We start from the raw sequence: 19,767 nt of genomic DNA on the forward strand, positions 1-19,767 counted from the left end.
TTAGAAAGGCAGGTTAGCTGTAATGGCTGAAAAATATAATACTAGAGAAGAACGCCGAAAGCAGGGGCAGACTCAAAAAAAGGGACAGAAAACAGGTCCTAAAAAGCCAACAAATATGCTTAAGCGAATTTTCCTTATACTTGTTACAATCGGAATAATAGGTCTTGTTGCCGGAGGAGCTGCAATGGCTTACTTTATCAGCGACGCTCCAAAACTTGACGAAAAGCTTTTGAAAGATCCGGTCACATCCAAGATTCTCGATGAAAATGGTAAATTGCTAGCTGAAATCGGTAAGGAAAACCGGGATTATGTAAATTATGAAGACATACCCGACCTTGTCAAGGAAGCTTTCCTGGCAACGGAAGATTCACGATTTTATGAGCACCACGGTGTCGATTTCTTACGTCTGGGCAGTGCCGTCATAGCCAACGTCAAAAACGGATTCGGCTCAGAGGGTGCAAGTACATTGACCCAGCAGGTTATCAAGCGTTCTTATTTAACACCTGATAAGACCATCAAAAGGAAAGTCCAGGAAATGTGGCTATCCATACAGCTTGAAAGAAAATATACAAAAGAAGAAATTTTTGAAATGTATGTGAATAAGATTTTCTTTGCAAACCGCGCAAACGGAATCTTAACTGCATCGCAAACTTATTATGGAAAAGATCTAAACGAATTAAAATTGAACGAAGCGGCCATGCTTGTAGGATTACCGCAAAGTCCAAGCAGGTATGACCCGTATAAATACCCTGAACGTGCAAAAGAACGCCGTGATATTGTCCTGCACTTAATGAATAAACATGGATATATCACCGAAACGGAAATGAAAAATGCACAAAGCATCGATATAACAGAGGGACTTCAAGAAATCGATAAGAGTCAAATCGATACGACGGCTTACGATGCATTCATCGATTTGGTAATTGAGGAAGTCGGGGATATGGGTGACTATAACGTCTTTACCGATGGTTTGGAAATCCAAACGACAATTGATAAAGATGCCCAGGAATATGTCTATAACATGTTGAATAGTGATGAAATCATCAATTATCCAAGTAAAGATCTCCAAGCCGGAGTCACATTACTCGATACAGAAACTGGTGAAATTAAAGCAGTGGGCGGCGGCAGGAACACGACGGTTAAACGCGGCTGGAATTACGCAACGGATGCCAAGCGATCACCTGGTTCGACCATCAAGCCGATTCTGGATTATGGTCCTGCCGTAGAATATTTAAATTGGTCCACCTACCATCAAATCAAGGATGAGGAATATTCTTACAGTGATGGAACATCGCTTAAAAATGCTTCCGGACGACATTATGGTACTGTAACAACTCGTGAAGCACTGGCACGGTCATTAAATATTCCTGCCTTAAAAACGCTTCAAGCAGTCGGCTTGGACCGGGCACGTGGTTTCGCCACTGAACTTGGCATTCCTTTTGACAAGGAAATTACCGAATCTGCAGCATTGGGCGGCGGTAAGGATGTTTCAACACTTGAACTTGCCGGTGCATACAGTTCATTCGGAAACAACGGTATATATAATGAACCGCATAGTGTGAAAAAGATTGTTTTACGTGATAAAACAACCATCAAAAACAAGACGGAATCAAAACCGGTCATGAAAGATTCCACAGCTTTCATCGTGACGGATATGTTGAAAAGCGTCATGAAAGAACCTTATGGAACAGGAAGGTTAGCCAATATACCAAGTCTACCTGTAGCCGGTAAAACGGGTTCAACCAATTTCACACCTGAACAGCGTGCAGCGAACAACATCCCATCTTCCGGTGTAAAAGATAGCTGGATGGCAGGTTATACAACCAATTATACTGTCGCGGTTTGGGCTGGTTATGATAATGCATCTGGTGAGAAAATGGAATATCTGGGTGAATCATCTCAAAGGATCCCTAAATCCATCTTTAAGAACTTAATGGAACATATGGCTCAATCAAAAGAAACGAAAGACTTTGATCAACCTGACAGTGTTGTGAAGGTTGGAGTCATCAAAGGTTCGAATCCAGCTGTTAAAGCCAATGAATACACACCAAGCAGTAAAATCACTTATGAATATTATGTTAAAGGTCACGAACCGACACAAGTGACGACAGAATATGAAAAAATCGACTCACCTGGCATTAACGCTTCTTACAATCAGGAAAGCAATGAAATCAATCTTTCATGGTCATATCCTAAAGGAAATGGGAATACCCAATTCGAGGTTAAGATGTCCGTTGATGGCGGAGCAGAGAGCGTATTAAAAAAATCGAAGGATACTAGTTTAACGATCCCTAATCCAACCCCTGGTAGTAAATATACTTTCTCAGTGGTAGCTTTAGTGGATAACCAACAAAGTGATCCTGCGAGTACATCAGTCAAAATACCTGCTGAAGCGGAAGCTCCTGAGGATACTGAGGACGAGGAGATTAAAGATCCAGCCGAAGGTGAAGATCCTGAACAAGAAACGCCTGCTGAGGGCGAAGAAGATAAGCAAGACGAAGACAAAAATAACAATGGCGAAAACGGCAATAATGGAAATGACGAAAATAACGGCAATAATGGTAATAACGGTAATGGCAACAACGATAATAATGGTAATGGCAACAACACTGATGATGGAAATGGAAATGGCAATAATGGTGGTGATGAGGACGTCGAAGGCGGGGATGATGCCACTGACCCTGGAACGGTAGAAGAGGAAAAACCAGTCGAGACCCCTGACCCTAACCCTAACCCTAACCCGGACCCAGATCCAAACAAAGATACGGAATAAATATATATAAGGATTGACTTAAAAAACGTCTAAGCTAAAAGCTTAGACGTTTTTTTGGATGTTCTTATTTTTGATCATGAACTTCACATATTGCTTTTCAAATTCTCGGAACAACTCACTAAGCTGTCTATATGAATGAAAAAAAGCGGGTCTAGCAAGGATGAAAGAAAGCCTTTCAGCAAGGTTCACCGGAATATTGGTAAAGGATTCTATTTTTGCCCGTAAATCACTCAAAACCACTGGCTTTCCATGCATCCAGAAGATTGCGGTTAAAAATAAACCGATCCCCTGCTTCATGAGTAACAAAGTCTGCCCCACTTTTCGCTCGGAAAATAGCAAACTGCATTCTGAATCAATTCCCTTCCATTTTTCCAGCAGTTCCTTTATATGCAATGCCCCCATAGTCCAAGGAGCATAAGCCTCTACATTATTATAATAAAGTAACTCATACGGAAAAGCCTCGAATGGGATCGTTCCACTCCAACCTGCAAAACGCTCTTTTTCCAAGTTGGTTTCCTTTTCAGGAAAAAACAAAGGGTGGTCCAATACTTCAGGGACTTTTAATGATATGGACTGCGTCAATTGGCTTCTTTCCTTTTCATTCTTTTTTTTCCTTCACGGCATAATTCAAGAAGCGGGCAGGTTTCACATCTTGGTGACTGGGCCTTGCAATGATAGCGTCCAAAGAATATCAGGCGGTGATGCGTAACGGACCATTCATCCTTTGGTATCTTAGCCATCAACGTTTTCTCAACATCAAGGACACTATCCTTCCAACGGCATAATCCCAGACGCTTGGAAACACGCTCTACATGGGTATCCACAGCAATCGCAGGCACATCAAAAGCAACGGAAACGACTACATTCGCCGTCTTTCTGCCAACGCCAGGCAATTTAACAAGCTCATCACGATCTCTGGGAACTTCCTTACCGTATTCTTCGATCAGCATGCGCGACAACTTTTGTATATTCTTAGCCTTGTTACGAAACAAACCGATTGAGCGAATATCATTTTCCAGCTCTTCTATCGGAACGCTTATGTAATCCTCAGGCGTTTTATATTTTTGAAATAAATCCTTCGTTACTTTATTGACTAATACATCCGTACACTGAGCTGACAGGGCAACAGCAATCACCAATTCAAATGGATTGGAGTGATTCAGCTCACAATGGGCATCCGGAAACATTTCACCCATCGTATCCAGACAATATCGAATTTGAGCTTTATTCAACATATTGGTTCTCCTTCAATTTACATTACTGCTCGAGCCAGTTATAGAAAGGCACATCTTTCAATGGTCGTGCATTTTCCGTCTTTCGGTCCCTCTTTTGGTGAACTCTAAATTTTTGTCCTTGCTCCCTTGCCTGTTCCAAGGTTTTAATTCCATTCTTTTTCCACTCGAATAAAATTCGATCAATATATCTGAAATTCAATTTTCCGGAAATGACAGACTCCCTCAAAGCTGACTTAATGATTTCGGGTTGATGGTCATCCTCCATCCACATTGCCAATGTCTCACATTCATAAGGAGATAAAGGGCGGCCGAACTCCTGTTCAAAAATCGTATAAAGGCTCTCCCCCGCTTTTTGGATTTCAGCAGACTCTGTCTGTTTCAAAGTTTTCAAGAAACAGTCCATCATTTTTTCATAAAGTGGAGACAACGAGTATTTTTCCTGTCCGATTTCTTGGCTATCCTCAACCATCATTTCAATAAATCCCCTTTGGACCAAACGCTGGATCAAGAATAGACATTCCGTTTCCTGCAATGTCATTCGGTCAGAAAGTTGGGATGGTGCAGGGAAATGGTTACCTTTATCTATGAAGCTTTGCAATTGTAATAAAAGGACCATTTCTTGTTCATTTAGTCCCATTGTACTATAGTTAGTCAGCAAAAAGGATGGAATCGTTATCGTTCCTTCCTTAAACCACGCATATAAATGTTCTTTATTCATGTTTTTGGACACCTCTGGTTAAGTATAACATGAATACGGCTCCCCGAATAAGTTTATAATTTTAACAAAAAACGGTTATCTGCCAAATATGGCAAGATAACCGCTTCATTACGGAATCAAGGATATAATCGATTTAATAGGCGTGGGAACGGGATGGTTTCACGGACATGCTCGACTCCACTGATCCATGCAACGGTACGTTCCAATCCCAAACCGAAGCCTGAATGCGGTACAGAGCCATATTTTCTTAATTCCATATACCATTTGTAAGCATCCTCGCTCAAGCCATGCTCATTGATTCTCTGCTCTAGCAATTCCTGATCATGAATCCGCTCTGAACCGCCAATTATTTCTCCATATCCTTCTGGAGCGATCAAATCGGCACAAAGAACGACTTCTTCCCTGTCAGGGTCTGGCTGCATATAAAAAGGTTTGATTTTAGTTGGGTAATGAGTTATGAAAACGGGCTTATCATAACTTTCCGCAATCGCAGTTTCGTGCGGAGCCCCAAAATCATCACCCCATTGGATATCATTAAATCCTTGTTCATGAAGGAACTTAATGGCCTCATCATATGTAATACGCGGGAAAGGAGCTTGAATTTGTTCAAGCTTCGCTATGTCGCGGCCCAGTGTATTCAACTCAAGCTGACAGTTTTTCAATACGGATTGGACGATCGAAGAAACGAATTGCTCCTGAACCTCCAGGTTTTCTTTAAATTCGATAAAAGCCATTTCTGGTTCAATCATCCAGAACTCGATTAAATGTCGTCTTGTTTTGGATTTTTCTGCCCTGAAGGTAGGTCCAAATGAAAATACCTTCCCAAGTGCCATGGCAGCCGCTTCCATATAGAGCTGACCACTTTGTGAAAGGTATGCATCCTCATCAAAGTACTTGGTCGCGAACAATTCACTCGTTCCCTCTGGTGCGCTTCCAGTTAAAATTGGGGGATCCACTTTAACGAAACCTTCTTCATTAAAGAATTCATATGTAGCACGGATTATTTCATTACGGATCTTCATGACTGCATGCTGCCGTTTTGAACGCAGCCATAAATGGCGGTTATCCATTAAGAATTCAGGACCATGCGCTTTAGGTGTAATGGGATAATCCAATGATTCATGAATGATTTCAATATCTTTCACCTGTAACTCAAAACCGAACGGCGAGCGTTCATCCTTTTGAATGACACCTGTTACATACAAGGATGACTCTTGCGAAACCGATTTCGCACGAGCGAATATTTCTTCACCCACATCAGCTTTCACGACCACACCTTGAATGAAACCAGAGCCATCACGGATTTGAAGGAAAGCAATTTTCCCACTGGAACGCTTGCTGGCAAGCCAGCCTCCAATGGTTACTTCTTGTTCGACGAATTTGCTAGCATCTTTTATTGTAATTTTCACGGAATTTACCTCCAAAAATAGCTTAACTTACTAAGGAATTTACTCTACTTATTATACCCATAGCCCTGCTTACAAGCAAATAAATCAATTGAAGTAGAACTTCCATGCCTTTTCTATCACTCTTATTATGTTTGGAGCATACCCGCCAGATTATATGGTAGATTATTTTTCACTATCGCCCAAAGCTCATTACAGTAAAGTCATCTTGGTATATGTATCATTCGACATTTCCATTTTCAACAAGGGATTGAATCCTATCAACCAATGGTAATCATTTTCGCCTTCAACAAAGTTTCAAATGATGCATATAATTGAAAAGCACTTTTAGGATCTCTTATTTGGCAGGAAAGCAGCGCTTCAAGTCTTTTGATCCGATACCGTAATCCACTCATTGAAATGTTCAATTCTTTCATACTGCATTCAAGATTTCCACCACATTGCAGGAATACATAAAGCGTTTTCAATAATTCCTTCATTTTTGGGTCATCTTTCATTAATAAAGGAGCCAGCATTTTCTCTGCCTTTTTTAGTACCGTTGGAGTACTCCCCGTATGCATTAAAATGGATAGCAGATCTACTTCTTCAAATTTGATAATATCGCGAGTACCTTCATTCATATTCAATGCGGTTAAAGCTTCTTGAAAAACCTCGTGAGCCCGTTCCAATTCATCACTTATTGTGCTAAGACCCATTTTAAAGTTATATCCGCTAAAAACAGTATATAAGTGATTGATGCATTCCTTGGTACGAAGCTGATATTCAGTTCCCGGACTCAGCGGTATAAGCAATACGATATTACCATCCCTTAAGGCTGTTAAGACAACTTGATTCCGCTTTTTAAAGAAACTATAAATCTCTTCGATGATTTTCTGCTGAATGAAATAGTCATTCGCTGTCCCCCGATCGGAGGAAAAACCATAGCCAAGCAACGCAATGGTGAAAGGATGATCCAATGAAGCGTCTAAATACATGCTTTTTTTAATTATTTCTTCTCTGGAAGCAAACTCTCCATTTAATATTTGTTCAAGAAATAAACCTTTTACCCTTTCAAGGGCTTCAAAACTGCTTTTCTCATTTAAGAGGAATAAGGAACCGGTCATGGAAACCCTTTCAAGAATCATTCGATTGATTTCCAGGTTCGTTTTTCCTTCAACCGGATCCGATTGCGCAAAAACACAATAGCCGTAAGTTTTATTTTGTAACGTTATGGGAGTATAAAGCAGCTCCATCCCATCTTTTACGATTCTTCCGGTCTCCAATGTGACAGGACCATTTTCCCTCATCAGTTTGAGCTGATTCCTGACTTCCCTTACCTTCCCTATGTGAAACCCAGCATGATAAACCTGATTGCTATTGAAATTCTCCATCAACAAAGGAATTTTCGTTTTCTGATAAACCATCCTCACTATCGATTGAAGGCTTCTTCCGTTAATTAACTCCTCTGTCAGCAAATTATGAATATCCATCACTTTTGATAAACTATTGCGTTCCTCCAGCAGCTTTTCATATGTTACGGCAAGCTCTTGTACAATCGGTTTGGTTTTATAATATTTCAACTCATCTTGAATCTCCATGCCCCATAAATGTATCGATTTACCTTCGTATCTACACTCTGATTGCCCTGCTCCCTTACAGGCACTTTCTTTAAAAATCACTTCGTGACCGCAGACCGTCGAATAAAATCCACTTGCATAACCCGTCAATGTATAACAGACTGGCTTTTCCGCAATGCCTGTCTGGGTGATATGTTCCTCTGCCTCATAGGAATTCACCCAAACCCCTTCCACCTTTACAGAGTGTACATCCGTTTGATTATCCATTGATAATTCCAGGTTCGTAGTATTAACTTTTGTATAACCCTGCAGCATATGTAAGATTGGACCTTGCCTCAGTATTTCCTTTACCGTTGACAAATCCCCTTTTAGTGCCTTTTTAGCATCATTGACTCCGATATTCCAGCCATAACGTATTAAAAAAGACTTCATTCTTTCAAATCCAATATTCTCGATCAAGTCTTTTCTTAGGGTACCGAAAATTGAAGAGGAAGTCAGGATCATCCTCTCATCATTTAAATGAATTTCCCCTTCATCATTCTTAAGATTCAAAAGATTCGTCATGATTCCCCACGGCTTTCCTTTTACATAATATTATACTTTTTCCACACCTTACCTATCAAGATAAAAATGTAAACGCATTCATATCATGCAGTGGTGGAAAAGCCGGTGGGAGTCCGATACAAACCTTTCTTTTTCACGTTTTTCTACTCAGATTAATTCGTTCGGAGCCGGATCAAATCAGCATCAATGCCTTCATCTTCATTTATCCACTTATCGTTTGTCCAGCCATGAAGGTCATAATCGTCCATTGCCAAGTCCACAAAAGCTTTGAATTTATCTGATTGTCCATTTGAATCTGCCATTTTCATGGTTTCCAGCCTAATATTTTCATGGTTACCCGCATAATTGATTTCATATAATTCATTCCTGCCACCAAATTCAGTTCCGATGGAATCCCATATAAGTTTCATCAGTTTTACCCTTTCCACTGCCGAAACCCCGCCAGAACCCTTATAATATTTTTCGAGATACGGACGGACCTCAGGGTTTAAAAAATCCTTGGAGCTTGATGGGAGTTGAATGAGATTACCTGCTACAACCTGTTCAAATATCTGTTTTACCTTTGGCCATACCATAGGTGCAAACACCCTATATGCAGTTGCGTATGTGCTATTGGGCAGAACAGTGCCATACGGCCCTTCCATCGGATCTGTAGCCATCGCTGTCGAGATTGCCCAAAACATATTCCTGTAAGCAAGCACTTCCCCGATGTTGGCTTGTACTCCCCTAAATTGATTCGTTCCTGCCATCTCCGTAGCCTTCATCAGAAGCCCAGCCATAAAGCCCAATTTCACCGCATAGCGTGTACAGCCATGAAATGTATATCGGTTCATCCACCCAGTCTTGGATCTAAATCCATTGGCAATTTCCACATTATTATAGGCGAATACATTCTCCCATGGGATGAATACATGATCAAGGACGATGACTGCGTCATTCTCGTCGAACCGACTAGAAAGCGGGTAATCGAAAGGAGTGCCTGTCCTCGCAGCCGTTTCTTCAAAAGACTGTCTGCTGATCATTTTTAATCCCGGCGCATTCATCGGCACAAAGAAAATCAATGCATGGCTTCTATCCCCTTCCCCAAGATCGACAGGAGAATAATTCGCGACAAAATTATAATTCGTAAGTGCTGCTGAAGTTCCAACCATTTTAGCTCCACTTACGATTATTCCATCATCCCGCTCTTCCACCGTACGTACAAATACCTCTTTATTTTCATGTAGCGGTTTATTCCTGTCCATTGCCGGATTTATAATTGTGTGGTTACAGAAGGGAACGTCCTTTGTGGTTTTTTCATACCATCTTTTCGCATTATCTTCAAATCCCTTATAAAAATCGCTATACGGTCCCAATGATCCTGTAAAGGCAGCTTTGTAATCAGGGGTACGCCCCATGAAACCATAGCTCAATTTTGACCATTCTGCTATGGCATCCCTTGCTTCAAGCAGCTCTTTTGCGTTCTTTGAAGCCTTGAAGAACTTATGGGTAGTATGGCCTTCATCTGTCTTAGCCGTTAAAATCCGAGCACTAACCGGATCATGGAGAGCATCATATAGTTGGCCAATTGACCTGGCAGAATTGCGATATGCTGGGTGTGTCGTCACATCATCTACCTTATCGCCGTTCAAGAATACCGTTCTTCCGTCTCGTAAACTTTCTAAATACTCTTTGCCATTCATCATCGGAACATCCCCCATTCACAATCTTTCAATTTGGATTTCTAGCTTTATACTAACTAAATGTTCAAGGCATTTTTCTGTTGAAACCCATCTTTTTTCTAACATTTTTTGTCTGATTTTACTGAATAATCTAAATATGTTGAACTTAAACAAATAATCATATACGATATCATATATGATTATTAATAAAATCAAGGGGTGAGTGTCCATGGCAAAAGCAAGAGTGAAACTCAAACAGTCAGATTATTCGGAAGAAATGGAAATACTGTCGAACCGCTATATATTAATGAACGGTGATAAGTATGAGGTATCACAAATCAATTTGGATAACCCTATTTCAGGAACGGTATATGGAACATTATTAAACTATAAAGGATCATTGGAAGCATTGAAGGGAAAGATCGACCATCCTCCTTATAATGAACCTCCTAAAGGGCCGATCCTATATATTAAACCTAGAAACACGTTTTCTTCTTTTTCAAATCCAGTTCCCCTTCCAAACGGCATACCTGAATTGGAAATCGGGGCCGCACTGGGAATTGTAATCGGTAAAACGGCTACAAGAATCAAGAAAGAACATGCATTGGATTATATAGAAGGTTTTACGATCGCCAATGATATTAGCGTTCCACATGAAAGTGTTTTCCGTCCTGCTATCCGCCATAAAGCCCGTGATGGATTTTGCCCGATCGGTCCATGGGTCGTATCCAAGGAATCGATATCCAGCCCCGATTCTTTAGGAATCCGTGTATATATAAATGGAGAGCTAAAGCAAGAAAATTCAACTTCAAATCTAATTCGCTCCATATCCCGCCTTATTGAGGATGTAACAGACTTCATGACCTTGAGTACGGGTGACGTCCTTCTAGTTGGAGTTCCAGAGAATGCACCGCTGGCAAAAGCCAATGATCATGTCAGAATAGAAATAGACGAAATCGGGCATTTGGAAAATACTATCATTTCCGAGGAAAAACTATCACTGGAGGGGATTTTATGAAGAGAGCACGTGTAGCCTATGCAGGTGCCGTACATCCAGCAAGTGAATATTATGGCCAGCTCAAATTGGCGGATGGACGGATTGTCAATGAGCAGGATGTTGTCTGGCTTCCCCCGGTGGAACCACGAACTGTCTTCGCGCTTGGCCTGAATTATGCAGACCATGCGAAGGAGCTTGCTTTTAAAGCCCCGGAAGAACCCCTTGCGTTCTTAAAAGGTCCCAATACCTTTATCGGCCACCGTGGGCAGACAAGACGGCCTGCTGATGCAGCTTATATGCATTATGAATGTGAACTTGCAGTCGTCATAGGTAAAAAGGCGAAAAACATAAAAAAGGAAGAAGCCTATAAGTATGTAAGTGGATATACGATTGCAAATGATTATGCAATACGTGATTATCTGGAGAATTACTACCGACCAAACTTAAAGGTCAAAAATCGCGATACCTGCACCCCCATTGGACCTTGGCTAGTCGATGCCGAAGATATTCCAGATCCTTCGAACCTTGCCATCAAAACTTACGTCAACGGAAAATTGACTCAGCAAGGCAACACGAAAGACATGATTTTCGGCATTGCTGATTTAATTGAATATTTCAGCAGCTTCATGACATTGAGTCCAGGCGATATCATTTTGACAGGCACACCTGAAGGATTGGCGGATACCGCTGTAGGCGATGAAATCATCACTGAAATTGAAGGAATCGGGAAACTCATCAGCACAATAGTCGGTGACGATGCATTTACTGAAGGCGGGGATCGGCCGCATCTAAAAATCCATAATTAACGGAAGGGACTAATCACATGCCTCATATAATTATTGAATATACGGATAATATCAAAGATGAAATCCAGATTGATGGCTTATTAAAGAAGGTGAATGATGTCCTGATATCTTACCCTTCCATCTTTCCAATTGGCGGCATTCGATCCCGGGCCATTGAATTGAAGCATTATCGTGTTGCCGATGGTACAGAGGATGATGCCTTTGTTCATGCCATCCTAAAAATTGGCGCTGGACGCCAGGACAGTGATAAAACCAAAGTATGTGACCATCTATTCGAAACGATGGAATCTCATTTGGCATCCCTCTTTTCAAAAAGATATCTTGCACTCTCCATGGAACTTACGGAATTCAGTAATTTTGGCACATATAAAAAGAATAATATCCATGATCGATATCATAAATGAACAAGATTTCATATTTAAAGGCCTCCCCCTTCATTGGGGAGGCCTTTAAATTATTATGTTTTGCCACTGCTGCCGCGCTCAGTTGATTTCTGCAAGGTTTTCAGTACGATTCAAGAACTCCTTGACACGATCCACATATTCCTGTTTATCATAGCCGTTATATAAAGCGCTCGCCATACGGACCGGATCTCCAAAAAAGAATCTTTCGTACAGCGTTTGCCTGGATCCAAATGAACTCATGCATACATCCCATGCGAGACGATACAATTTGACCCTGTCATATGCTCCACCATTCGTGGCTTGAAGATATTTATCCAAATCCGGTCGAAGCTCCGAATTGAAATCGGCTTCATTTGGAATCGCCATTAAGCCGCTAGCTCCAAGAAGCTGCATTATTTCACTGAATCTAGGGTAAATCTTCGGATAATAATTACGGGCAATGTTTAATGGTGTAAAATCAGGTGTCATCATTCCCCATTTATCCAATTTCGCGTTTGCCTCCGAAGCTGTTATGAAAGCCTTTAGCGTTTCAAGCGCCATAATGACTTCCGATATTTTCTCCTGAACATGCTGGTATTGCCCGATATTGATGGTTTCCGCCATAAGTTGCAAAATCCCCAGAATGAACTCGGTTTTGGCGATATTCTTCGATACCACCTGATGGGTCATATGAACAACTGCATTGCTTTCGTTATATGCCTGGTTGCAAATGCCTACATCCCCATATGCAAATACCCGATTCCAAGGAACGACTACATCATCAAAAACGATAATCGTATCCATCTCCTCGAATCGTGAACCAAGTGGATGGTCAAAATGTGATTTGCCATAGTCGAATGATTCACGACAGATGAATTTCAACCCCGGTGTATTATTTGGAATGGAGAATGCGAATGCATAAGGGTTTTCTTCTTCTGATTGTTTTAGCAATGTCGAAGGGAAAACCATGATTTCATCCGTTATTCCTCCTTGTGTAGCTAATAATCTGGCTCCCTTTATAATAAGCCCTTCTGAATTCTTGCCAGCAATTCTTGCAGCGATGTAAGGATCCGGAAGCTTTGCGGCACTAACTCCCCTATTAACCTGTGGTTGAATCAAGGTATGTGTCAACGACAAATCCTTTTCCCGGCAGAGCTCATAATAATCCTTCATATTTTTTGAAAATGCCGAATCCTGAGTGCCGAACATATCCGCTGCAGTACCGTACGCCATCATCCCACTGTTGATATAGTCAGGGGAACGTCCCATCATTCCATTATTATGCCTTGCCCATTCTTGAAACATCTTCCTCCTTTTTTCAAGGTCTTCCTTTGTCCTCGGCTGCATGAATGAGGTCCCTACTCTTTCGTTTGAAGTTGGTGAAATATAAGTCATGATGTCATTTTTCGCGGAATCATGCTGCAAATCATATAATTCAGCCTGTGTTTTCATGACCCCTTTAAAAGCTGGGTGTTGACTGATCTTATCTTTTACTTGCTCTCCATTGATCCATACATTCGCCTTTGCTTTGTCTACCCTATCGATATATTCTTTACCTGTTTTAGCCGACATGCTTGCATCCCCCTTTAAAATCGATATAAATGAAGCGCTTACAATTAAAATTCCAAATATTGAATTAATTTATATAACAAAATATACCATGTGTTATGATATATATAAAATACTTTAAAAATTCAAAATGTATATGTAAATCATATGTATGAGGTGTATAAAATGGACATCCGGCAGTTAAAATATTTTGTGACAATCGTTCAGGAAGAACAAGTAACCAAAGCTGCAAAAAAATTACATATGGCTCAACCGCCTCTTAGCCAACAACTTAAATTGATGGAAATGGAAATTGGTGAAAAACTTTTCGATCGGAATGGAAAGAAACTTAAACTCACTGAGACTGGTCAGGTTTTATATAAAAAAGCTGAAGCTCTATTGAATCAGTTTGAAGAAACACTTCTGGAAGTGAAGGAAGTCAGTAAAGGGGTAAAGGGCACTCTTTCCATAGGGTCTGTAAAAACCTGCTTTTCTTACATTCCGCAAAGGATGAGAACCTTTAGAGTAAAATACCCTGATATACGATTCAAGTTAATGGAAGGTGATACGTTCCGTTTAACGGAAGGCTTAATAAACAGGGAAATCGAGTTGGCCATCGTGCGACTCCCAATTAATGGTAAGCAGTTTTCGTCGGTTAACCTTCCACCGGAAGATTTTGTACTTGTCACCCCACATGATTGGGATATCCCAGACTTCATCGAATTTAAACAAATCAAGGAATTTCCCCTCTTGTTGCTGCATAGGGTAAGCGGTCAAGGTACATATGAGCTTATAGTGGATGAGTGCTTCAGACATGGATTTGAACCTACGATTGTATGTGAATGTCCTGATGCTGCAATGATATTATCTTTAGTGAAGGAAGGAATAGGAGCTACCATCATGCCACGTACCACATCCAATTCGTTTTCAACCCAGGGTATAAATATAGTCGAATTGATAGATTGTGAAGTACAATCCGAAGCCGCCCTTATTTGGCTCGAAGAACGCTATCTTTCCAAAGGCGCCGTCAAATTTCTAGAAACTTTTTCCGAATGAATGGCCAGTTATCCTTAAATCTTCATTTCATTTGCACCTTTTCTAATAATCTATGGTGTTGATTGGAATTTCTATTCCATTGAAAAGAAAAAAAGCAACCTAGATGGCTGCTTTTAAAAATCGATTCACAAGTTCGATGAGCTGCACTTTATTTATATGCATATCATTCAATGTCGCAAAACACCCTTAACATCATGACCCGTATTGGACTTTACGAGGATCTCATTATAATTGTCTTTTGTAACCGTTTCCAAATCTGTCCTGCGGTTACTGAACAGGGAACCTAAATAGCATGCGAGGAACCCAAGAGGAATGGAAACGATTCCTGGTGAATTCAAAGGGAAAATCGGGTCACCTGTCATGATGGTGGCTCCGGGAACCGGGTTCCAGACATTTGGACTTAAGGCCACGAGCAAAAGTGTACCAAAAAGACCTGTCATCATACCGACCATTGCACCGGTTTTATTGAATTTTTTCCAATAGATGGTGAGAAGGATGACCGGCAAATTCGAACTGGCTGCCAATGTAAAAGCAATCGATGCCAGAAACGCTACATTGAATTCCTGTAGACCTAATGATAAAACGATTGCAAGTGCAGTCACACCAATGGACGCCCATCTAGCCATCGTCATTTGCTGTTTTTCCGTTGCTTTTCCATCTTTTAAAATTTCATTGTAAAAATCATGTGAAAATGCCGTAGCACCTGTTAAAACGATTCCCGCAACAACTGCCAGTATCGTTGCAAAGGAAACGGCCGCAATAAAGGCGAATAAGATGTCCCCGCCCACAAGTTGGGCCAATAATGGTGCAGCCATGTTACCCGCTGGATTAGCGGTCATGATATTCGATGTTCCAACCAACTTCGCAGCACCGAATCCGAGAAAAATGACCATGATATGAAAAGCACCCATAATCCACATCACCCAAACAACCGACTTCCTTGCCACTTGTGCATTCGGGACAGTCAGAAAACGTATTAAAATGTGCGGTAGACCTGCCGTTCCCAGAATTAGGCCCAGGGACAAGGAAGCTGCATCCCACCCACTGGCATATTTAATACCTGCCTTCAGGTAAGCTGCTCCCATGGGTGTCGCTGTTTTCATTTCCGTGAAAATTCCGATGAAACTAAAATTCAACTTCCACATGACGATCATAAATAATATAAACACGCCGCCAATCAGCAGGATTGCTTTAATGATCTGCACCCAGCTCGTCGCCGTCATCCCCCCAAATAGTACAAATACCAACATTACAATACTACGATAATGACAGAGGTATTATACGGGATTCTAAAAGCAATTTAAATAAAGCACCTGCCGCAACAAGTTGACCCAGCATGTACATCACTGATATCACCAAGGTATTAAAAGCGGTCACTCCCCGGACCTGTTTATATTTAAACCTTGTAGTCACCATATCAGCCAATGTGTATTTCCCTAAGTTCCTTAAAGGTTCAGCCACCAGGAATAATACAACAAGGAATGAAACAAGTGCTCCGTACATCAGGAAAAATCCATCATACCCCGTTAAGGAAAATGCTCCAATCAACCCTAAAAATGTGGAAGCCGACATAAAATCCCCGGCCAATGCAAGTCCATTTTGCCTAGCTGTCAAACCGCCCCCAGCCGTATAAAAAGAGCCTGCCGTTTTAGTTTTTTTGGAAGCGAAATACGTAATGAAAAGGGTGCCTATCGACATTAGTGCAAAAAGAATAATAACTGTCCAATTCATGTTTCAAAGCCCTTCTTTCTCGATGATTTCTTTTATTTGTTCATCGATTCTTTCGGATTTCCTTACATATACGCTGCAAACCCATACAGACATAACCGTGATGGAGACACCGTACACCCACGCCCATGTTATGTCTCCAATGAAAGGGTGATCCAGGATATCAGTGTAAAAAACTAAGAAGGGCAAAAGCAGGGAATATCCCATAAAGAATATCGTAAAAGGGATGACGAATTTCTTTTTATCGGAAAGCATATTCTGAAACTCTTTGGAAGCAACAATCCTTTCATAATCCACTAGATTAGTTTGTTCCGATTCTTGAAGGTTTTTTCCCAACCGAACCATCTCTTCACACCTCTTCTGATATTTATTTTTCAAAGGACGGCACTATAAATAGTATTGAGCCTTTCCATTGCCAAATCATTTTCCAAAAACCCAAACAACTTATCTGCACAAGAAGGGCTAAGCCCATCCCTAAGCTTTCCGAACGCATTTTGTCTAACCGGTGACACATACAGATAGGGCAGCAGTTAGTTCCCACTGCTGCCCTGTCCCAGACTATATCTTATAGAAGGCTTGCACTTTCGCAATAGACTTAGCTTGCATATCCTTCATCCGTTTTAGTTTATTTATACTTTCACGTTTCAAATCTTCCAGTTTTCCATCAAACTTTCACCAATTCCCTAAACGGTGACAATTGGTCTTGGAACAGGTATATATAAACAAGCGCCCTATCAAAATGACAATGTGCGGTCAATGTATGTTTTTGCCGAAACACTCGATCATTCATCCTGAATCCCGCTTTTTTCAGATGATGAATTCAGGCTTGCTTTTTGCCAGAATCGGTTCTTTAAGAGGAACTTCTTCACCTGATATTATATCAAGGACAGCAGAAGCCTCATCAAACCATGAATCCGGGGCTTTTGCTCCCCAAAATGTCTGGCGTCTTGGATCATTCAAATCCCAATGAATCGGTTCGATATCCGGGTCAGATGTTAAGTAATCCCCATTGTATAATTCGATTCTGTGACCGTCCGGGTCTCTTAAATATAGGAAGAATGCATTGGATAGGCCATGCCTTCCTGGTCCGCGTTCTATGGACTGTGCATATCCAAGTGATGCCAGTACATCACAGGCATGGATAATTGCAAGGGGGTCAGGCAGAAAGAAGCCTACATGATGAAGTCTTGGACCGATTCCGTTCATGAATGCCTGGTCATGGACGGTTTGCTTTCTATGTAGCCACGTAGCCCATAATTGGCCCGACTCATCCACTGTATCTTCCGAGCAGGCAAAACCTAATTCTTTCACATAAAAATCATAGGCTTTTTGGACATTTGTTACATTACAATTCACATGATCGATCCTTTGGACCCTTGACCCCCTATGCATATCGAATCTTTGCAGCAATCTCTCTGCTTTATCCATTTTGCTGAAAAACTCGATTGGCAATCCTGAAATATCCTGAACTCGGAGCGACTTGCCTAGTGCATGCTGTGTTCCTTCCTTCATCCACTTCATTTTCATTCCCTTGGACAGGAAGAAAGATTCCAATTCTTCAAGGTCTTCCTCTTTTTCAACCTTGTATCCTATCGCTTCAACGCTTGGCTTTTCTGCCTTTTGCAAGATAAGCGAGTGATGATGCGCTTCCTCTAAACCACGTAAATATATGTGATCATTCGTTCTTTCCGTTTCAATAAAACCTAAAGCATCCACATAAAAGGCTCTTGATTTATCTAAATCCGTTACATTAAGTATCGTTCTCGCAACACGAATAATAGAAAAATTCATTGTATTCTCCCCTTCTTTATGACACCCGATTATTTTTCAGCAGAAGAAACGGCATTTCGTTTTATGTCCCCAAATTTCGGAATGTGATGTTCTCCAATTGCTACGTGGATAACTTGTGTTTCCGTATAGAATTCAAAGCTATAATGGCCACCTTCACGTCCTACCCCACTATATTTCGATCCTCCAAACGGTATCCTCAAATCCCTTACGTTTTGGGAATTCACCCATACCATCCCACTATCGACAGCTTGAGCAAACCTATGTCCCCGTTTCATATCATTTGTCCATACATATGCAGCAAGCCCATACTTTACATCATTAGCCATTCTCAGTACTTCCTCTTCGGTCTTGAAAGGAATGACTGCCATGACTGGTCCAAAAATCTCTTCTTGTGCTACCGTCATATCATTTGTACAGTTCAAGAGAAGCGTCGGGGCAATATAATTCCCTTCGTTGAACGCACTTGGTATCGCACCGCTTATAATTTCAGCCCCTTCATCTTTTGCTATATCCAGATAACGGGAGACATTATTAAAGTGGTCACGATGGATCAGCGGTCCGATTTCCGTTTCTGGATCCATTGGGTTTCCAATTTTGATATTATGAACACGTTCCTTCAATTCTGCAACGAACTGGTCTATTATCGATTCATGGACAAATAATCTGGAATTGGCTGTGCATCGCTCCCCATTGAATGAATAGATTCCCCAAACCACCGAATCCAGGGCCTTTTCCAGATCGGCATCTTCAAAAATGACGGCTGGTGATTTACCTCCGAGTTCCATGGAAAAACGTTTCATCGTATCCGCACCATTTTTAATGATTTCAGCGCCAGTTGTCGTTTCTCCGGTAAAGGATATCAATTGGACCTCTGGATGGGCAACCAAGGACGCCCCAGCTGTCTCCCCAAAACCGTGAACGATATTGAATACGCCCTTTGGCAGACCGGATTGGTCAATGATTTGTGCTAATTTATTGGCAGTCAATGGAGACCACTCCGCCGGTTTAAGGACACATGTATTACCTGTAGCCAGAGCCGGGGCGATCTTCCAGGTTTCTAACATGAAAGGCGCATTCCAAGGAGTGATTAATCCTGCGACTCCTATCGATTTATGAATCGTATAATTGATGAAAGTGTCATCCACTTGATACGACTCCCCTATCAGCCTGCTTTTCACCATTTCAGAATAAAAACGGAAATTCTCCGCTCCCCTTGCCGCCTGTTTTTTTGTCTGGCTAATCGGCAACCCTGTATCAAGGGATTCCAAAAAGGAAATTTCTTCGGCATTCTCTTCAATTAAATCAGCAATCCTATTAATGTACTTCAATCTTTCTTCCACTTTCATCGTTCTCCATGGACCGTTATCGAATGCAGCTCTTGCGGCGGCTACCGCTTGATCAATATCCTCTTTAAATCCTTCTGCCACATTATTGATTGCTTGATTATTAAAAGGGCCTAGATTTTCAAATGTTTTTCCTGAGATTCCATCAACAAATTGACCATTGATGTAATGCTTGACATCTTGCACCGGAAAAGTTTGCATG

General features: G+C 41.2%; 15 protein-coding genes and 1 pseudogene. 5 read left to right on the forward strand and 11 right to left on the reverse strand.

All coding sequences use genetic code 11. From position 1 onward, the window contains the following. Window positions 1–22: 22 nt before the first annotated feature. Window positions 23–2,773, forward strand: coding sequence for a PBP1A family penicillin-binding protein (locus LQ188_RS11930; RefSeq protein ID WP_101222376.1), 2,751 nt, complete (start codon window positions 23–25; stop codon window positions 2,771–2,773). A gap of 42 nt (window positions 2,774–2,815) precedes the next feature. Here LQ188_RS11930 and LQ188_RS11935 read toward each other — a convergent pair whose 3' ends face one another. The 6 genes from LQ188_RS11935 to LQ188_RS11960 form a co-directional block, all read right to left on the reverse strand. Continuing rightward, complete coding sequence (locus LQ188_RS11935; protein ID WP_101222377.1) at window positions 2,816–3,355, reverse strand: YpoC family protein; 540 nt, start codon at window positions 3,353–3,355, stop codon at window positions 2,816–2,818. Next, entirely contained in the window at window positions 3,352–4,008 is a 657-nt protein-coding gene (gene nth, locus LQ188_RS11940; protein WP_101222378.1) for an endonuclease III, read from the reverse strand. The genes LQ188_RS11935 and nth overlap by 4 nt, the downstream gene beginning before the upstream one ends. A 22-nt stretch (window positions 4,009–4,030) precedes the next feature. Beyond that, window positions 4,031–4,726, reverse strand: a complete 696-nt coding sequence (locus tag LQ188_RS11945; RefSeq protein ID WP_101222379.1) for a DnaD domain-containing protein — start codon at window positions 4,724–4,726, stop codon at window positions 4,031–4,033. A 116-nt stretch (window positions 4,727–4,842) separates the two neighbouring features. Continuing rightward, window positions 4,843–6,135 carry an asparagine--tRNA ligase gene (gene asnS / locus LQ188_RS11950; protein WP_101222380.1) on the reverse strand — a complete coding sequence of 431 codons (1,293 nt, stop codon included), beginning with the start codon at window positions 6,133–6,135 and terminating at the stop codon, window positions 4,843–4,845. 257 nt (window positions 6,136–6,392) lie between these two features. Next, window positions 6,393–8,252 (reverse strand): XylR N-terminal domain-containing protein, encoded by a 1,860-nt coding sequence (locus tag LQ188_RS11955; RefSeq protein WP_101222381.1) that lies wholly within the window; start codon window positions 8,250–8,252, stop codon window positions 6,393–6,395. A gap of 152 nt (window positions 8,253–8,404) precedes the next feature. Then, window positions 8,405–9,937, reverse strand: a complete 1,533-nt coding sequence (locus tag LQ188_RS11960; protein ID WP_101222382.1) for a 4-hydroxyphenylacetate 3-hydroxylase family protein — start codon at window positions 9,935–9,937, stop codon at window positions 8,405–8,407. A gap of 205 nt (window positions 9,938–10,142) precedes the next feature. Here LQ188_RS11960 and LQ188_RS11965 point away from each other — a divergent pair, with 205 nt between their 5' ends. Genes LQ188_RS11965 through LQ188_RS11975 form a run of 3 tightly spaced genes read left to right on the forward strand, consistent with a single transcriptional unit; the run spans window position 10,143 to window position 12,120 of the window. Further along, the gene (locus LQ188_RS11965; RefSeq protein WP_101222383.1) at window positions 10,143–10,931 is read left to right on the forward strand and encodes a fumarylacetoacetate hydrolase family protein; all 789 of its coding nucleotides are present in this window, start codon (window positions 10,143–10,145) and stop codon (window positions 10,929–10,931) included. Beyond that, on the forward strand, window positions 10,928–11,716 hold the full coding sequence (locus tag LQ188_RS11970; RefSeq protein WP_230176935.1) for a fumarylacetoacetate hydrolase family protein: 789 nt from the start codon (window positions 10,928–10,930) through the stop codon (window positions 11,714–11,716). Before LQ188_RS11965 ends, LQ188_RS11970 begins: the two co-directional genes overlap by 4 nt. A 17-nt stretch (window positions 11,717–11,733) precedes the next feature. Then, the gene (locus LQ188_RS11975; RefSeq protein WP_230176936.1) at window positions 11,734–12,120 is read left to right on the forward strand and encodes a 5-carboxymethyl-2-hydroxymuconate Delta-isomerase; all 387 of its coding nucleotides are present in this window, start codon (window positions 11,734–11,736) and stop codon (window positions 12,118–12,120) included. 78 nt (window positions 12,121–12,198) lie between these two features. Here LQ188_RS11975 and hpaB read toward each other — a convergent pair whose 3' ends face one another. After that, window positions 12,199–13,671, reverse strand: a complete 1,473-nt coding sequence (gene hpaB, locus LQ188_RS11980; RefSeq protein ID WP_230176937.1) for a 4-hydroxyphenylacetate 3-monooxygenase, oxygenase component — start codon at window positions 13,669–13,671, stop codon at window positions 12,199–12,201. 162 nt (window positions 13,672–13,833) lie between these two features. On the opposite strand from hpaB, the gene LQ188_RS11985 reads away from it, so the two are divergent. Beyond that, complete coding sequence (locus LQ188_RS11985; protein ID WP_101222387.1) at window positions 13,834–14,703, forward strand: LysR family transcriptional regulator; 870 nt, start codon at window positions 13,834–13,836, stop codon at window positions 14,701–14,703. Between the two features lie 167 nt (window positions 14,704–14,870). Here LQ188_RS11985 and LQ188_RS11990 read toward each other — a convergent pair. The 4 genes and pseudogenes from LQ188_RS11990 to hpaE form a co-directional block, all read right to left on the reverse strand. After that, window positions 14,871–16,434, reverse strand: a pseudogene (locus LQ188_RS11990) (cation acetate symporter). Between the two features lie 3 nt (window positions 16,435–16,437). Then, window positions 16,438–16,776: a DUF485 domain-containing protein gene (locus tag LQ188_RS11995; RefSeq protein ID WP_230176938.1), complete on the reverse strand. Its 339-nt coding sequence runs from the start codon at window positions 16,774–16,776 to the stop codon at window positions 16,438–16,440. 462 nt (window positions 16,777–17,238) lie between these two features. After that, window positions 17,239–18,222 (reverse strand): 3,4-dihydroxyphenylacetate 2,3-dioxygenase, encoded by a 984-nt coding sequence (gene hpaD / locus LQ188_RS12000; RefSeq protein WP_101222390.1) that lies wholly within the window; start codon window positions 18,220–18,222, stop codon window positions 17,239–17,241. A 29-nt stretch (window positions 18,223–18,251) separates the two neighbouring features. Then, on the reverse strand, window positions 18,252–19,766 hold the full coding sequence (gene hpaE / locus LQ188_RS12005; RefSeq protein ID WP_230176939.1) for a 5-carboxymethyl-2-hydroxymuconate semialdehyde dehydrogenase: 1,515 nt from the start codon (window positions 19,764–19,766) through the stop codon (window positions 18,252–18,254). Window position 19,767: the final 1 nt, after the last annotated feature.

Source organism: Peribacillus sp. Bi134, from assembly GCF_918698065.1.
Lineage (GTDB): Bacteria > Bacillota > Bacilli > Bacillales > DSM-1321 > Peribacillus.

Coding starts and splice junctions, on each gene's coding strand:
- LQ188_RS11930 (WP_101222376.1), top strand. CDS start 23: ATGGCTGAAAAATATAATACTAGAGAAGAACGCCGAAAGCAGGGGCAG.
- nth (WP_101222378.1), bottom strand. CDS start 4,008: ATGTTGAATAAAGCTCAAATTCGATATTGTCTGGATACGATGGGTGAA.
- LQ188_RS11945 (WP_101222379.1), bottom strand. CDS start 4,726: ATGAATAAAGAACATTTATATGCGTGGTTTAAGGAAGGAACGATAACG.
- LQ188_RS11955 (WP_101222381.1), bottom strand. CDS start 8,252: ATGACGAATCTTTTGAATCTTAAGAATGATGAAGGGGAAATTCATTTA.
- LQ188_RS11960 (WP_101222382.1), bottom strand. CDS start 9,937: ATGATGAATGGCAAAGAGTATTTAGAAAGTTTACGAGACGGAAGAACG.
- LQ188_RS11965 (WP_101222383.1), top strand. CDS start 10,143: ATGGCAAAAGCAAGAGTGAAACTCAAACAGTCAGATTATTCGGAAGAA.
- LQ188_RS11970 (WP_230176935.1), top strand. CDS start 10,928: ATGAAGAGAGCACGTGTAGCCTATGCAGGTGCCGTACATCCAGCAAGT.
- LQ188_RS11975 (WP_230176936.1), top strand. CDS start 11,734: ATGCCTCATATAATTATTGAATATACGGATAATATCAAAGATGAAATC.
- hpaB (WP_230176937.1), bottom strand. CDS start 13,671: ATGTCGGCTAAAACAGGTAAAGAATATATCGATAGGGTAGACAAAGCA.
- LQ188_RS11985 (WP_101222387.1), top strand. CDS start 13,834: ATGGACATCCGGCAGTTAAAATATTTTGTGACAATCGTTCAGGAAGAA.
- LQ188_RS11995 (WP_230176938.1), bottom strand. CDS start 16,776: ATGGTTCGGTTGGGAAAAAACCTTCAAGAATCGGAACAAACTAATCTA.
- hpaD (WP_101222390.1), bottom strand. CDS start 18,222: ATGAATTTTTCTATTATTCGTGTTGCGAGAACGATACTTAATGTAACG.
- hpaE (WP_230176939.1), bottom strand. CDS start 19,766: ATGCAAACTTTTCCGGTGCAAGATGTCAAGCATTACATCAATGGTCAA.